Genomic DNA, 14,615 nt, shown 5'->3' on the forward strand with positions numbered 1-14,615 from the left:
CCCCCGGAAGCTACACGCTAGTTCGACGTTGCGCTTCCCCTACCGGCGAGAAGTGTCCCGGAAGTGACGAATTCCCGGCTTTCCTGGCGTTCGAGGATGATGTGCGAGACCTTCACGCGCTCTCACGACCGCCACGCGTGCTCACGACCCTCAGGCGTCCTCGGCCAGCTCCAGCCACCGCATCTCCAGCTCCTCCCGCTCCCCCGCGAGATCCCGCAGCTCGGCGTCGAGGGAGGCGACCTTCGAGAAGTCAGTCGCGTTGTCGGCGATCTGCGCGTGCAGCTTGGTCTCCTTCTCGGAGATCTTGTCCAACTGCCGCTCGATCTTCTGGAGCTCCTTCTTCGCGGCCCGCTGATCGGCGGCGCTCTTCTCGGCGACGGGCTTCGCCACCACGGGCGAAGAAGCCGCCGCCGCCTCCTCCATCCGCTGCCGCCGCTCCAGGTACTCGTCGATGCCGCGCGGCAGCATCCGCAGGGTGGCGTCACCTAGCAGCGCGAAGACCCGGTCGGTCGTGCGCTCGACGAAGAACCGGTCGTGGGAGATGACGACCATCGAGCCGGGCCAGCCGTCGAGGACGTCCTCCAGCTGGGTCAGCGTCTCGATGTCGAGGTCGTTCGTCGGCTCGTCGAGGAACAGCACGTTGGGCTCGTCCATCAGCAGCCGCAGCAGCTGGAGCCGCCGCCGCTCACCGCCGGACAGGTCCCCGACCGGCGTCCACTGCTTCTCCTTGTTGAAGCCGAACGTCTCGCACAGCTGCCCGGCGGTCATCTCGCGCCCCTTGCCGAGGTCGACGCGCTCGCGGACCTGCTGGACGGCCTCCAGAACCCGTACGGCGGGGTCGAGTTCGGCGACCTCCTGGGAGAGGTAGGCCAGCTTCACCGTCCTGCCGACCACGATCCGCCCGCCCACGGGCTGCGTCTCGCCCTCGGTCCGCGCGGCCTCGGCCATGGCCCGCAGCAGCGAGGTCTTGCCGGCGCCGTTGACCCCGACGAGACCGATCCGGTCCCCCGGGCCCAGCTGCCAGGTCACATGCTTCAGCAGCACCTTCGGACCGGCCTGGACGGTCACGTCCTCCAGCTCGAAGACGGTCTTGCCCAGCCGGGAGGACGCGAACTTCATCAGCTCGCTGGTGTCCCGCGGCGGCGGCACGTCCTTGATGAGTTCGTTCGCCGCCTCGACCCGGAAGCGCGGCTTGGACGTACGGGCGGGAGCGCCCCGTCGCAGCCACGCCAGCTCCTTGCGGACCAGGTTCTGCCGCTTGGTCTCCTCGGTGGCGGCGATCCGCTCCCGCTCGGCCCGCGCGAAGACGTAGTCGGAGTACCCGCCCTCGTACTCGTAGACGTCGCCCTTCTGCACGTCCCACATGCGGGTGCAGACCTGGTCGAGGAACCAGCGGTCGTGGGTGACGCAGACCAGCGCCGAGCGCCGTTCGCGCAGGTGCCTGGCCAGCCAGGAGATGCCCTCGACGTCGAGGTGGTTGGTGGGCTCGTCGAGGACGATCAGGTCCTGTTCCTCGATGAGCAGTTTGGCCAGGGCGATACGGCGGCGCTCGCCACCGGAGAGCGGCGCGATGACGGTGTCGAGGCCCTGCGGGAAGCCGGGCAGGTCGAGCCCGCCGAAGAGTCCCGTCAGGACGTCCCGGATCTTGGCGTTGCCCGCCCACTCGTGGTCGGCCATGTCCCGGATGACCTCGTGGCGCACGGTGGCCGTGGGGTCGAGGGAATCGTGCTGGGTGAGGACGCCCAGGCGCAGACCGCCGGAGTGGGTGACGCGTCCGGTGTCGGCGTCCTCCAGCTTGGCGAGCATGCGGATCAGGGTGGTCTTGCCGTCGCCGTTGCGGCCCACGACGCCGATGCGATCGCCCTCGGAGACGCCGAGCGAGACACCGTCCAGCAGGGCACGGGTGCCGTACACCTTGCTGACGTTCTCGACATTGACCAGATTGACGGCCATTTCTCTCCTGCCCAGGGGGATCGATCGACCCTCCAGGGTAGTCCGACCGCTACGCCCCCATCACCGTCGCACCCGGCACGGGCCCCGAGGCGGTACGCACCGCCCGGCAGGTGCCCGAGGCGCGCAGGGCGTCCGCGATCTTCGCCGCCGACCCGGGGTCGCGGGCGAGGAACGCCGTGGTCGGGCCCGAGCCCGAGACGAGCCCGGCGAGGGCGCCCGCGGCGCTGCCGGCCGCGAGGGTGTCGGCCAGTTCCGGGAAGAGCGAGAGGGCGGCGGGCTGGAGGTCGTTGGAGACGGCGGCGGCGAGTGCCTCCGGGTCGCCCTTCGCCAGCGCGTCGAGCAGGGCCTCGGAGGCGACGGGCTCGGGGACGTCGAGGCCCGCGGTGAGCCGGTCGAACTCGCGGAAGACGGCCGGGGTCGACAGACCGCGCTCCGCCATCGCGAACACCCACGAGAAGTCGCCGCCGACGTCCAGGGGGCGCAGTTTCTCGCCGCGTCCGGTTCCGAGCGCGGCCCCGCCGACCAGGCTGAACGGCACGTCGCTGCCCAACTCGGCGCAGATGTCGAGCAGTTCCTCCCGGGAGGCGCCCGTGCCCCACAGGGCGTCGCAGGCCAGCAGCGCGCCGGCGCCGTCCGCGCTGCCGCCCGCCATGCCGCCGGCGACGGGGATGTCCTTGGCGATGTGCAGGTGCACGGCGGGCTCGATCCCGTACCGCCCGGCGAGCGCGAGCGCGGCCCGCGCGGCGAGGTTCGTGCGGTCGAGGGGGACCTGGGCGGCGTCGGGGCCCTCGCAGGTGACCCGGAGCTCCTCGGCGGGCGTCACGGTCACCTCGTCGTGGAGGCCGACCGCGAGGAAGACGTTGGCCAGGTCGTGGAAGCCGTCGGGGCGGGCGGCGCCCACCGCGAGCTGGACGTTGACCTTGGCGGGGACACGGACGGTGACGCTCACTGCTGACCGGGCTCCTTGTTCGGGGCGTGCTCGGCGATCCGCGCGAACTCCTCGACGGTGAGCGACTCGCCGCGGGCCTGGGGCGAGACCCCGGCCGCCACGAGGGCCGTCTCGGCCGCCGCGGCCGACCCCGCCCATCCGGCGAGCGCGGCCCGCAGGGTCTTGCGGCGCTGGGCGAAGGCCGCGTCGACCACGGTGAACACCTCGCGCTTCGAGGCGGTCGTCTTGACCGGCTCGGTCCTGCGGGTGAGCGCGACCAGGCCGCTGTCGACGTTCGGCGCGGGCCAGAACACGTTGCGCCCGATCGACCCGGCCCGCTTGACCTCGGCGTACCAGTTGGCCTTCACGGACGGGACGCCGTACACCTTCGAACCGGGCGCCGCGGCGAGCCGGTCGGCGACCTCGGCCTGGACCATGACGAGGGTCCGTTCGATGCTCGGGAAGGTGTCGAGCATGTGCAGCAGCACGGGGACGGCGACATTGTAGGGAAGGTTGGCGACGAGTGCCGTCGGCGCGGGGCCGGGGAGTTCGGTGACCTCCATGGCGTCCGAGTGGACCAGCGCGAAACGGTCCGCGCGGTCGGGCATGCGGGCGGCGATCGTGGCCGGGAGCGCGGAGGCGAGTACGTCGTCGATCTCCACGGCGGTGACGCGGTCCGCCGTCTCGAGGAGCGCGAGGGTGAGCGAGCCGAGGCCGGGACCTACCTCCACGACCACGTCGTCGTCCCGGACGTCGGCGATCCGCACGATCTTGCGGACCGTGTTCGCGTCGATCACGAAGTTCTGGCCGCGCTGTTTGGTGGGGCGTACGCCCAGCGCTGCGGCGAGTTCGCGGATGTCTGCCGGGCCGAGGAGGGAGTCTGGGGAGGGGGTGCTCACGTGGACAGCCTATCTGCGGGCCGGTGGGGGTTGAGCGCGCAGTTCCCCGCGCCCCTAGGTGGGTCCATGCAAGCGAGTCCCACAGTGCGGCCAAGGGCTCGCCCCCCGCCGTACGTACAGCTTCTTCGCCCGGAAGGTCTGTTCCGCCGCCGGGGCGTCCTGGGGGCGGCCGGAGCCGCCGAGGGCCTGCCAGGTTCTCGTGTCGAACTGGTAGAGGCCGCCGTACGTTCCCGACGGGTCCACCGCGTTCGGGCGGCCGCCGGACTCGCAGTGGGCGAGGCCCTGCCAGTTCAGGTGGTCCGCGCCCTGGACGGAGGTCGGCATCGGCCTGGTGCCCACCCGCACCAGCTGGTCCCGGGGCTCCCACACCGTCTCGACCCGGATCCGGCGCGGCCTCTGCTTGACGCCGTTGACGGTGCGCAGGGAGTACGTGACGCGTCGTACGCCCGGCTGCCCCGCCTGTTCGATGACCTCCGTGCCCCTGAACAGGGAGGCGTCCTGGGTCCGTTGCTCGCGGAACGGGATCTGCTCCTCGCGGACCTCCCGCGTCCCGGTGATCCGCAGCACGGTGATGGTCTGGCCCTCGCGCGGGAAGCTCCCCGACGGCACCGACGTGGTGTCCATGCCGCTCAGCGTGACGCCGGCCTCCTCCACGGCCTTCGCCACGGTCGCCGCGTTGGTGCGGATCGTGCGGGCCCGGCCGTCCGCCATGACGGTCACCGAGCGCTCGGTGCGCACGTCGAGGGCGAGCCCCTCCCGCCCGATCCGCCGGGAGCGCGAGGTGGACAGGTACGCGCCCTCGGCACGCACCCCGAGCTGCTTCAGCGCCCCTTCGACGGTCTGCGCCGTCGTCCACACCTCGCGCCGTTGTCCGTCGAGCGTGAGCCGGACGGGACGGCCGTAGCGGACCTCGACCTCGTCCCCGCTGGCGAGCTGTTCGCCGGGGGCGGGCGCGACGACGTCGTGCGCGCCGACCGCCACGCCCTCCTCGGCGAGCAGCTCGGTCACGTCGTCCGCGAAGGTGTGCAGGGTGCGCGGCTTGCCGTCGACGGTCAGCTCGACCGCCTTGTCCTCGGCGACGAACGCGGTGGTGCCGCCGGCGAGGAAGGCGACGACCAGCGCCTGCGGAAGCAGCCGGCGCACGGTGCTGTCTGAGCGCTCGATGTACCGCGCCCTGCGCCGGCGCGCGGCCCGCCGCCCCGAGTGCTGGAGCGGCAGGGTCGGCTCGGACGTCTCGTACGCGGGCCGGTAGGTGTCCTCGTACGGCGGGAAAGGCGTCTCGTACACCTCGTACGGGAGCGTGTCCGCGGTGGAGGGCTCGGGGTACGGCTCGGTGGGGACGTAGGCCTCGTACGTCTCGTACGGCGAATTGCTCACGACGACACGCTCCAGGGGTCCGGATCGGGCCCCCAGAACCTAGCGGAGCGGTCGTCACTCTCCAAAGCGACGCGACTACCCGGAGTTACGTTCGAGCGGTCAGTAACCGAAGGCGCGTGCGGTGTTGGCGGCGAGTGCCGTGGCCAACGCGTCCTCGTCGATGCCGCGCACGGCGGCCAGCGCGCGCACCGTGACCGGAATGAGATAGGGGGCGTTGGGCCGTCCGCGGTACGGCGCCGGCGTCAGGAAGGGCGCGTCGGTCTCCACGAGGAGGAGCTCCGGCGGGGCCACCGCAACCGCGTCCCGCAGGTTCTGGGCGTTCTTGAAGGTGACGTTGCCGGCGAAGGACATGAAGTAGCCCTCGCGGGCGCACACTTCGGCCATCTCCGCGTCGCCGGAGTAGCAGTGGAAGACGGTCCGCTCGGGAGCGCCCTCCTCCTTCAGCACCCGCAGCACGTCCTCGTGGGCGTCGCGGTCGTGGATGACGAGCGCCTTGCCGTGCCGCTTGGCGATCTCGATGTGGGCGCGGAAGGAGGACTCCTGCGCCTCCTTGCCCTCGGGCCCGGTGCGGAAGTAGTCGAGGCCGGTCTCGCCGACGCCCTTGACCTGCGGGAGCGCGGCCAGCCGGTCGATCTCCGCGAGCGCCTCGTCGAGCGCCCCGGTGCCGCCGGGGGTGCGCGCGCCCTGCCGGGACCAGCCGTCCGGGTCGCCGTGGACGATGCGCGGGGCCTCGTTGGGGTGCAGGGCGACGGTCGCGTGGACGGACTCGTACCGGGCCGCCGTCTCCGCGGCCCACTGCGAGCCGCGGATGTCGCAGCCGACCTGGACGACCGTGGTCACCCCGACCGACGCGGCTTTCGCGAGGCCCTCCTCCACGGTCCCGTCCTGCATGTCCAGGTGGGTGTGGGAGTCGGCGACCGGCACCCGCAGGGGCTCCGGGAGCGGCGGTGCCGCATTCTTCTCGCGGGGGCTGTTCGAAGGCATGCCCCGATCCTACGAAAGGGGCACACCCCGCCCGGCGGGAGACCGGGTCAGGCCGGGCCGGTACGGCTCAGCTCGCCTTGCGCTGGAATACGTGCAGCAGGTCGGACAGGTGCCAGTGGTGCCCGTCCGGCTGCGGCGCCCCGTCGGCGGCCGCGGGAACCTCCACGGGACCGGCGGGGGGCGTGCGGTGCTGCCGGTGCGCCGCGTCGCGGGTGGCGGCGACCCGGCCGGGCCGCATGATCCGCACGACGTGGTGGTCGCAGTTCTCGCACGTGGGCCTGGAGAGCGGCGAGGGCACGACCCGTCCGTCCGCCGTGTACTGCACGAACTCCCGGCCGTCGCCGTCGATGTGGTGCTCTATCTCGTACGACTGCTCCCAGCCGTGCCCGCAGCGCATGCAGGCGAAGGAGTAGGACTCGTTGACGACTGCCGTGGCACCGGGGTGCCCTGCGATCTCGCTCATGCCAGCTCCTGTGTGTCCGCTGGTTCGAAGGACGGGTACGTCCCTCACCCCAGTGGACGCCTCAGGGAGGACGAAGGCGACAGACCCTGTCGAGTGTTGAGGCCGATTTGGACTTTCCTTGCCAAACGGACCCGCCACGCCGTGTGGACCTTTGCATTCCGAGACACCGCTTTGCGAGCACATGGGGCGCACGCTCAGACGACATGCGCCCTGCTCAGAGGCAGTGTGACCCACCTCATGCGACCCGTCAGGAAGGGGCGTTCTTCGCCGCGACAACGGCATCGAACACCACGCGCTTGGGGATCCCGGCCTCGACGGCCACCGCGGCGATCGCCTCCTTGCGCCGCTCCCCCGCCTCCTCCCGGACCCGCACCCGACGCACCAGTTCCGCGTCGTCGATCTCCTCGGTCCCCTTCTCGGGCGCCCCCTCGACGACGACGGTGATCTCCCCCCTGACCCCGTCCGCGGCCCACTCGGCGAGCGCGCCCAGCGGCCCCCGCTTGACCTCCTCGTACGTCTTGGTCAGCTCCCGGCACACCGCGGCCCGTCGCTCGGCACCGAACACCTCGGCCATCGCGGCGAGCGTGTCGTCGAGGCGGTGCGGTGCCTCGAAGTAGACGAGGGTCCGCCGTTCGTCCGCGACCTCCCGAAGCCGCGACAGCCGCTCCCCGCCCTTGCGCGGCAGGAACCCCTCGAAGCAGAACCGGTCCACCGGCAGCCCGGACAGCGCGAGCGCGGTGAGCACCGCGGACGGTCCCGGTACGGCGGTGACGCGGACGTCCTTCTCGACGGCGGCGGCGACCAGCCGGTATCCGGGGTCGGACACGGACGGCATCCCGGCGTCCGTGACCAGCAGCACGCGCGCGCCGGCGAGGAGTTCCTCGACCAGTTCGGGGGTCCGGGCGGCCTCGTTGCCCTCGAAGTAGGACACGATCCGCCCCTTGGGCGTCACGCCGAGCGCCTGGGTCAGCCGGCGCAGCCGCCGGGTGTCCTCGGCCGCGATCACGTCGGCCCCGGTCAGTTCCTCCGCGAGGCGGGGAGGAGCGTCCGCGATGTCGCCGATAGGGGTGCCCGCCAGGACAAGGGTTCCAGTCACCCGCCCATCCTCCCAGGGGCGCCGCGAACCGGACGCATCCACCCATGCACGGGACTCACACAGCACGGTTCCCTACGATGGCGCGGTGACCAGTACCGCGTCCTCCACGGACACCCGGCAGGACCAGGCCCCCCAGGACCGGCGGCCGTCGTGGCAGCAGAGGCTGCGCCGTTTCGGCTACACCGCGCAGACCAGCGGCGACGTGCGCGAGCGTCTGGTCCCGCCCTATGTGGCACCCAGCCCGCGGATGTGGCAGGTGCTGGGGGTTCCGCGGGTGCTCTCCGACCGGATCGCGCGCTGGTCGGGCTGGCTCGGGCCGCTGCTGGTGACGCTGGTGGCGGGGATCATGCGGTTCTGGAACCTGGGCAGCCCGAAGAAGGTGATATTCGACGAGACGTACTACGCCAAGGACGCGTGGGCGATCGTCCACCGCGGCTTCGAGCTGAGCTGGGACAAGAACGTCGACAGCCAGATCCTGTCCTCGAACGGGCATGTCCCGCTGCCGACGGACGCCGCCTACGTCGTGCATCCCCCGGTCGGCAAGTACGTCATCGGGCTCGGCGAGCTGATGTTCGGGTTCAACCCGTTCGGCTGGCGGTTCATGACGGCGGTGCTGGGGACGCTGTCGGTGCTGATCGTGTGCCGGGTGGGCCGCCGGATCTTCCGCTCCACCTTCCTGGGCTGCCTGGCCGGGGCCCTGATGACGGTGGACGGGCTGGCCTTCGTGATGGCGCGGACCGCGCTGCTCGACGGTGTGCTGATGTTCTTCGTGGTGGCCGCGTTCGCGTGCCTGGTCATCGACCGCGACCGGGCCCGGGAGAAACTCGCGGCCGCGCTGCCGGTGGACTCGTACGGCCTCGTGCGCCCCGACGCGCACGTCGGGGACACCCTGCGCCTGGGCCGGCGCCCCTACCGCTGGCTTGCGGGCCTGCTCCTGGGCCTGGCCATCGGCACCAAGTGGAACGGTCTGTTCTTCCTCATCGCCTTCGGCATCATGACCGTGCTGTGGGACGTGGGCTCGCGGCGGGTCGCGGGGGCGCGGCGCCCGTACGAGGCGGTCCTCAAGTACGACCTCGGGATCGCGTTCCTGGCCATGGTGCCGGTCGCGGTCGTCACCTACCTCACCTCGTGGATCGGCTGGATCCTCTCCCCGGCGGACGGCAGCGGCGGCTACTACCGCAACTGGGCGGCGACCGACGGCAAGGGTGGTAGCTGGACCTTCCTGCCCGACTGGTGGCGCAGCCTGATCCACTACGAGCACGAGGTCTACAAGTTCAACGTCGGCCTGTCCTCGCCGCACACGTACATGTCCAACCCGTGGAGCTGGATCGTCGACGGCCGCCCGATCTCCTTCTTCTACGAGTCGCCCTCGCCCGGCACCGACGGCTGCCCTGCGGACGCGGGTGAGAAGTGCGCCCGCGAGGTGCTGGCGATCGGCACGCCGCTGCTGTGGTGGGCCGCCTGCTTCGCGATCCTGTACGTGCTGTGGCGCTGGTTCTTCCGCCGCGACTGGAGGGCGGGCGCCATCGCCTGCGGCATCGCGGCGGGCTATCTGCCCTGGTTCAACTACCAGGAGCGCACGATCTTCTTCTTCTACACGATCGTCTTCCTGCCTTTCCTCTGCCTGGCCGTGGCCATGCTGGTCGGCGCCCTCATCGGCCCGCCCCGAGCGACGGACACCCGCCGCGTGGCAGGCGCGACAGCGGCGGGCGTCCTGGTCCTCCTGATCACCTGGAACTTCATCTACTTCTGGCCCCTGTACACCGGCACGGCGATCCCGATCGACTCCTGGCGGTCGCGGATGTGGATCGACACCTGGGTCTAGCAGCCGTCTGTTCACGTACGTGATTGAGCACCCGGGGCGAGGAATCAGAAAACTCTTACCCCGGGTGTCACACCTCCCGCTTAGGCTGCCCACAACAACGGGGACAACGGGGAGGGGGCCAGATCATGGCCAAGGGGGTGAAGGTCGCTGTCGTCAGCACGGTGTTCGCCGTGATGGTCGGCGGGGCCGGGTACGGGGCGTACAACTTCGTGTCGGCGCTGAGCGACGACGGCAGCGGTGGGGTCGGGGACGCCAAGCGGAGCGGGCCGCCCACCGCCGACGAGATCAAGGACGTCTCCCAGGACTTCTTCGCCGCCTGGGAGAAGGGGGACGCGGCGAGTGCCGCCGCGCTCACCAACAACAACACGACCGCCGAGGTGCTCCTGACGGAATACAAGGCGGACGCGCACATCGGCGACGTGAAGATCACGCCCGGCAGGGCGACCGGCGCCACCGTGCCGTACAGCGTCAAGGCGACCGTGTCGTACGGCGGCAAGTCCAAGCCGCTGGCCTACAGCAGCAAGTTGACCGTCGTGCGCGGGGTGACCACCGGCAAGGCGCTCGTCGACTGGCAGCCCTCCGTGGTGTACCCGAAGCTCCAGCGGGACGACCGCCTCGTCACCGGTGAGTCCGCGAACCCGTCCATCGAGGCGGTGGACCGCGACGGCAAGGTGCTGACCAAGGAGAAGTACCCCTCCCTCGGCCCGATCCTGGACGCCCTGCGGGAGAGATACGGCAGCGAGGCCGGCGGCACCCCCGGCATCGAGCTGGTCGTCAAGCACCCCGACCAGACCCCCGACACCTCCCTGCTCACCCTCGCCGACGGCAAGGCGGGCAAGGTGCCGACCACGATCAGCGCGACCGCGCAGGCCGCCGCGGAGAAGGCCGTGAAGCTGTACAAGCAGTCGTCGGTCGTCGCGGTCAAGCCCAGCACCGGTGAGGTGCTGGCCGTCGCCAACAACCGTACGGACGGCTTCAACGCGGCCTTCGAGGGCACCAAGGCCCCCGGCTCCACCATGAAGATCATCACCGCCGCGATGCTCATCGACAACGGCGTGACCTCGATGAACGGCCCGGCGCCCTGTCCGCCGGAGGCCGTGTGGCAGGGGCAGACCTTCAAGAACCTCGCCACCCTCAAGCCCAACGAGAACGCCACGCTCGCCAACAGCTTCATGCGGTCCTGCAACACCGCCTTCATCAAGCTGATCGACGAGAAGCCGCTCACCGACGAGTCGCTGACCCTGGAGGCCCAGAACCGGTTCGGGATCGGCCAGGACTGGAAGACCGGCATCGTCTCCTTCGACGGCAAGGTCCCCGCGGTCAGCGGTCCGGACCGGGCGGCGAACGCGATAGGCCAGGGCCAGGTCCAGATGAACCCGCTGAACATGGCCTCGGTGACGGCCACCGCCATCACCGGCACCTTCCGCCAGCCCTACCTGGTCTCGCCCAAGATCGACGACCGTCAACTGGCCACCGCCAAGGGGCTGCCGTACAACACCGCCTCACAGCTGAGGCAGATGATGCGGCTCACCGCGACGCAGGGCACGGCGGCCAGGGCGATGGCGGGTCTCCGCGGGGACTTCGGCGCGAAGACCGGTTCCGCGGAGGTCGACGGACAGCAGGTGTCCAACAGCTGGTTCACCGGTTTCCGCAACGACGTGTCGGCGGCGGCCATGACCGAGGAGGGCGGCCACGGCGGCGACGCGGCCGGGCCGATTGTCGCAGCTGTGCTACGAGCCGCAGGCTGACGTCACCCCTGTGGGACAGGGACTCTAGTCTGTTGCAGTCGTTGAGGTGTGTGAGGGCAACGGGGACCCTGGAACAGCGCGGAGGAAGCGTAAGTCGTGGGTAACAGAAGGCGCGTCGCCGAGCGACGGAAGACCAGGCCGGCCGTGGTGGCCGGGATGATCGCCGTGGTCGTCGGCGGCGCCGGCATCGGCGTCTACGCGCTGTACGGCGGCGGGGCGGCGGCCGACGACCGGACGCAGACCTCCGCGGCCGACCACAAGCCGAAGGTGAAGACCGGCCCCCTGTCGGCGGCCGAGGTCACCTCCACCGCGACCGCGTTCCTGACCTCCTGGCAGCAGGGCAAAGTGGCCACGGCCGCCGCCGCGACCAGCGACAGCAAGGCCGCCACCGCCCTGCTCACCGGCTGGACCAGGGACGCCCACCTCACCGCGACCACCCTCACCCCCGGCCCCCGTACCGGCGACAAGGTGCCCTTCGCCGTGAAGACGACGGTGGCGTACAAGGGCCTCAGCAAGCCGCTGACGTACGGCAGTTCCCTGACCGTCGTCCGCAACACCAGCACCGGCAAGCCCCAGGTCCACTGGACCGCCTCGCTCGTGCACCCCGACCTGAAGGACGGGGACACCCTGGTCACCGGCGAGTCCGGGACCCCGCCGATCAAGGCGTACGACCGGGACGGCGGCGAGATCACCACGGCCAGGTACCCGTCCCTGGGCACCGTGCTGGACGGGCTGCGCGACAAGTTCGGCAAGACCGCGGGCGGCAAGGCGGGCATCGAACTGCGGGTGATCCGCGCGAAGGACAGCAAGTCGTCCGACAAGACGCTGGCCGAGCTCAGCAAGGGCACCCCGGGCACCGTGAAGACCACCCTGAGCCCGACGCTCCAGGCGGCGGCCGAGCGGCAGGTCACCACACAGGCGCGGTCCTCCGTCGTGGTGCTGCGCCCCTCGACCGGCGAGATCCTCGCGGTGGCCAACGCGGGCCACGGCTTCAACACCGCCTTCCAGGGCTCCCTCGCCCCCGGCTCCACGATGAAGGTCATCACCTCCTCGCTGCTGATCGAGAAGGACCTCGCGTCCCCGGACAAGCCGCACCCGTGCCCGAAGTACTTCACGTACGGCGGCTGGAAGTTCCAGAACGACGACAAGTTCGAGATCAAGGGCGGCACCTTCAAGGCGAGCTTCGCCCGCTCCTGCAACACCGCCTTCATCAGCCAGGCGGGCAAGCTGGACAACGACTCCCTGACCAAGCAGGCCCAGCAGGTCTTCGGTCTGTCCATGGACAACTGGGCGATCGGCGTCCCGTCCTTCGACGGCGCGGTGCCGGTGCAGAGCGCGGCCCAGAAGGCGGCCTCGCTGATCGGCCAGGGCGGGGTGCGGATGAACCCGCTGAACATGGCGTCGGTCGCGGCCACCGTCGAGTCGGGCACCTTCAAGCAGCCCTACCTGGTCTCCCCGAGCGTCGACCACCGCACGCTGGCCACCGCCTCGCGCACGATGTCCCCGGCCACACTGTCGGCGCTGCGTGAGCTGATGTCGTACACGGCTGCCTACGGCACGGCGGCCGAGGCGATGTCCGGGGTCACCGGCAACGTGGGCGCGAAGACCGGCTCCGCGGAGGTCGACGGTCAGAAGAAGCCCAACGGCTGGTTCACCGCCTACCGCGGCGACCTCGCGGCCGCGGGCGTCGCCCAGGCGGGCGGCCACGGCGGCGACACGGCGGGCCCGATCGTGGCGGCCCTGCTGAAGATCGGCGGCTGACCCCGGGTCAGCCCCTCAGGTCAGCTCCGCACGGGGGCGGCGGCCATGTAGGTCCGCCGCAGGAATCTGAGCAGAGCCTTCTGCTCGAACTGCACCACCGACACCCCATGGTCCGAGTGGAACTCCACCACGGCCTGGACCCGGCCGCACGGCCACACCCGCACCTCGCCGCTGCCGGCCGGTGCCCTGAGTCCCTGCTCCAGCAGGGCGCGCGAGAAGGTCCACTCGTCGGTGCCCGGGAGGCCGACCCGTACCGAACGCGGGTCGGTGTCCGGGTCGTAGCGCAGGACGACGGGGATCGCCTCGTCCTCCGCGATGTCCGCGTCAGAAACGATGTGGGCTCGCGCGTACTGTTCGACTACAGACATCGTGACGGGCCTCTCACGCTGCGTAACCTGTGCGGAAGCTGTGCATCCGTTCCCTCTCCAGCGTCGCACATTTCCCGGATTCCGCTCCCGGGACCGAAAGCCCGCGACTTGCTGTTCGTCACCCGACTCTCTTGCAAAGAGTTCGCAACAAGCCACTATCATCGAACGGTGCATGTGCCTGACGGATTCATAGACGCCCCCATCTCGGCCGCGACCGGAGTCGTCGCCGCGGCCGCCGTCGCGGTGAGCCTGCGCGGCGCCCGGCGTGAACTCGACGAACGCACCGCGCCCTTGGCCGGCCTCGTCGCGGCGTTCATCTTCGCCGTGCAGATGCTGAACTTCCCGGTGGCCGCGGGCACCAGCGGCCACCTCCTGGGCGGGGCGCTGGCCGCGATCCTCGTGGGCCCGTACACAGGGGTCCTCTGCGTCTCCGTGGTCCTCCTCATGCAGGGCATCCTCTTCGCGGACGGCGGGCTGACCGCGCTCGGCGTGAACATCACCGACATGGCCGTGGTCACCACGGTCGTCGCGTACGCCGTCTTCCGCGGGCTGGTGAAGGTGCTGCCCCGCGGGCGCGGGGCGATCACCGCGGCCTCCTTCGTGGCCGCCGTGCTCTCGGTGCCCGCCGCGGCCGTCGCCTTCACCCTGATCTACGCGGTCGGCGGCACCACCGACGTCTCGATCGGCAAGGTCGCCACCGCGATGATCGGCGTCCACGTCCTCATCGGCATCGGCGAGGCGACCATCACCGCGCTGACCGTGGGTGCCGTCGTCGCCGTACGCCCCGACCTGGTGTACGGCGCGCGGGGTCTCCGGCAGAAGCTGAAGCTGCGGGTCGGCGGTGAGCTGGTCGACGTGCCGGACACCGCCCCCGTCGCCGCCGCCCGCTCCCACCGCAAGGTCTGGATCACGGGCCTGGTCGCCTCCCTGGTCCTCGCCGGGTTCGTCAGCTTCTACGCCTCCGCCAGCCCCGACGGGCTGGAGAAGGTCGCCGCCGACCAGGGCATCGACGCGAAAACCGAGCAGCACGCCTCGGCGGACTCGCCGCTCGCCGACTACGGCGTCAAGGACGTCGAGGACGCCCGCCTGTCCGGGGGCCTCGCGGGCGTGATCGGCGTCGGCGTGACCGTCGTCGCGGGCACCGGCGTGTTCTGGGCGGTCCGCAGGCGTCGTACGGCCGACGTCTCCCCGGCGAGCACGAGCGGCGTCTGAG

Annotated in this window: 12 protein-coding genes; 4 read left to right on the top strand and 8 right to left on the bottom strand. The window is 71.0% G+C overall.

Annotated elements, in window-relative coordinates; all coding sequences use genetic code 11:
• Nucleotides 1-150: 150 nt before the first annotated feature.
• From AQJ54_RS37465 to rsmI, 7 genes are all read right to left on the bottom strand, one after another.
• Nucleotides 151-1,953: an ABC-F family ATP-binding cassette domain-containing protein gene (locus AQJ54_RS37465; protein WP_062245365.1), complete on the bottom strand. Its 1,803-nt coding sequence runs from the start codon at nt 1,951-1,953 to the stop codon at nt 151-153.
• A 49-nt stretch (nt 1,954-2,002) separates the two neighbouring features.
• Nucleotides 2,003-2,902 carry a 4-(cytidine 5'-diphospho)-2-C-methyl-D-erythritol kinase gene (locus tag AQJ54_RS37470; protein ID WP_062245369.1) on the bottom strand — a complete coding sequence of 300 codons (900 nt, stop codon included), beginning with the start codon at nt 2,900-2,902 and terminating at the stop codon, nt 2,003-2,005.
• Nucleotides 2,899-3,780: a 16S rRNA (adenine(1518)-N(6)/adenine(1519)-N(6))-dimethyltransferase RsmA gene (gene rsmA, locus AQJ54_RS37475; RefSeq protein ID WP_062245372.1), complete on the bottom strand. Its 882-nt coding sequence runs from the start codon at nt 3,778-3,780 to the stop codon at nt 2,899-2,901. The genes AQJ54_RS37470 and rsmA overlap by 4 nt, the downstream gene beginning before the upstream one ends.
• Nucleotides 3,781-3,834: 54 nt before the next feature.
• Nucleotides 3,835-5,157: a resuscitation-promoting factor gene (locus AQJ54_RS37480; RefSeq protein ID WP_062245374.1), complete on the bottom strand. Its 1,323-nt coding sequence runs from the start codon at nt 5,155-5,157 to the stop codon at nt 3,835-3,837.
• Nucleotides 5,158-5,256: 99 nt separating this feature from the next.
• A complete protein-coding gene (locus tag AQJ54_RS37485; protein ID WP_062245377.1) occupies nt 5,257-6,141 on the bottom strand; it encodes a TatD family hydrolase in 885 nt (294 codons plus the stop codon).
• Between the two features lie 67 nt (nt 6,142-6,208).
• Nucleotides 6,209-6,604: a hypothetical protein gene (locus AQJ54_RS37490; protein WP_062030070.1), complete on the bottom strand. Its 396-nt coding sequence runs from the start codon at nt 6,602-6,604 to the stop codon at nt 6,209-6,211.
• 247 nt (nt 6,605-6,851) lie between these two features.
• A complete protein-coding gene (rsmI, locus tag AQJ54_RS37495) occupies nt 6,852-7,700 on the bottom strand; it encodes a 16S rRNA (cytidine(1402)-2'-O)-methyltransferase (RefSeq protein ID WP_062245380.1) in 849 nt (282 codons plus the stop codon).
• An 85-nt stretch (nt 7,701-7,785) separates the two neighbouring features.
• On the opposite strand from rsmI, the gene AQJ54_RS37500 reads away from it, so the two are divergent.
• From AQJ54_RS37500 to AQJ54_RS37510, 3 genes are all read left to right on the top strand, one after another.
• Nucleotides 7,786-9,525: a dolichyl-phosphate-mannose--protein mannosyltransferase gene (locus AQJ54_RS37500; protein ID WP_062245383.1), complete on the top strand. Its 1,740-nt coding sequence runs from the start codon at nt 7,786-7,788 to the stop codon at nt 9,523-9,525.
• A 125-nt stretch (nt 9,526-9,650) separates the two neighbouring features.
• Nucleotides 9,651-11,273, top strand: a complete 1,623-nt coding sequence (locus tag AQJ54_RS37505; protein WP_062245386.1) for a penicillin-binding transpeptidase domain-containing protein — start codon at nt 9,651-9,653, stop codon at nt 11,271-11,273.
• A 96-nt stretch (nt 11,274-11,369) separates the two neighbouring features.
• On the top strand, nt 11,370-13,034 hold the full coding sequence (locus AQJ54_RS37510) for a penicillin-binding transpeptidase domain-containing protein (protein WP_062245390.1): 1,665 nt from the start codon (nt 11,370-11,372) through the stop codon (nt 13,032-13,034).
• 20 nt (nt 13,035-13,054) lie between these two features.
• Here AQJ54_RS37510 and AQJ54_RS37515 read toward each other — a convergent pair whose 3' ends face one another.
• Nucleotides 13,055-13,402, bottom strand: a complete 348-nt coding sequence (locus tag AQJ54_RS37515) for an SsgA family sporulation/cell division regulator (RefSeq protein WP_030317517.1) — start codon at nt 13,400-13,402, stop codon at nt 13,055-13,057.
• A gap of 168 nt (nt 13,403-13,570) precedes the next feature.
• Here AQJ54_RS37515 and AQJ54_RS37520 point away from each other — a divergent pair, with 168 nt between their 5' ends.
• The gene (locus AQJ54_RS37520) at nt 13,571-14,614 is read left to right on the top strand and encodes an energy-coupling factor ABC transporter permease (protein WP_062030081.1); all 1,044 of its coding nucleotides are present in this window, start codon (nt 13,571-13,573) and stop codon (nt 14,612-14,614) included.
• The last annotated feature ends 1 nt before the right edge of the window (nt 14,615 follow it).

Origin of the sequence: Streptomyces griseorubiginosus, from assembly GCF_001514195.1 — a bacterium.
Lineage (GTDB): Bacteria > Actinomycetota > Actinomycetes > Streptomycetales > Streptomycetaceae > Streptomyces > Streptomyces griseorubiginosus.

Coding starts and splice junctions, on each gene's coding strand:
- AQJ54_RS37505 (WP_062245386.1), top strand. CDS start 9,651: ATGGCCAAGGGGGTGAAGGTCGCTGTCGTCAGCACGGTGTTCGCCGTG.
- AQJ54_RS37465 (WP_062245365.1), bottom strand. CDS start 1,953: ATGGCCGTCAATCTGGTCAATGTCGAGAACGTCAGCAAGGTGTACGGC.
- AQJ54_RS37490 (WP_062030070.1), bottom strand. CDS start 6,604: ATGAGCGAGATCGCAGGGCACCCCGGTGCCACGGCAGTCGTCAACGAG.
- AQJ54_RS37485 (WP_062245377.1), bottom strand. CDS start 6,141: ATGCCTTCGAACAGCCCCCGCGAGAAGAATGCGGCACCGCCGCTCCCG.
- AQJ54_RS37515 (WP_030317517.1), bottom strand. CDS start 13,402: ATGTCTGTAGTCGAACAGTACGCGCGAGCCCACATCGTTTCTGACGCG.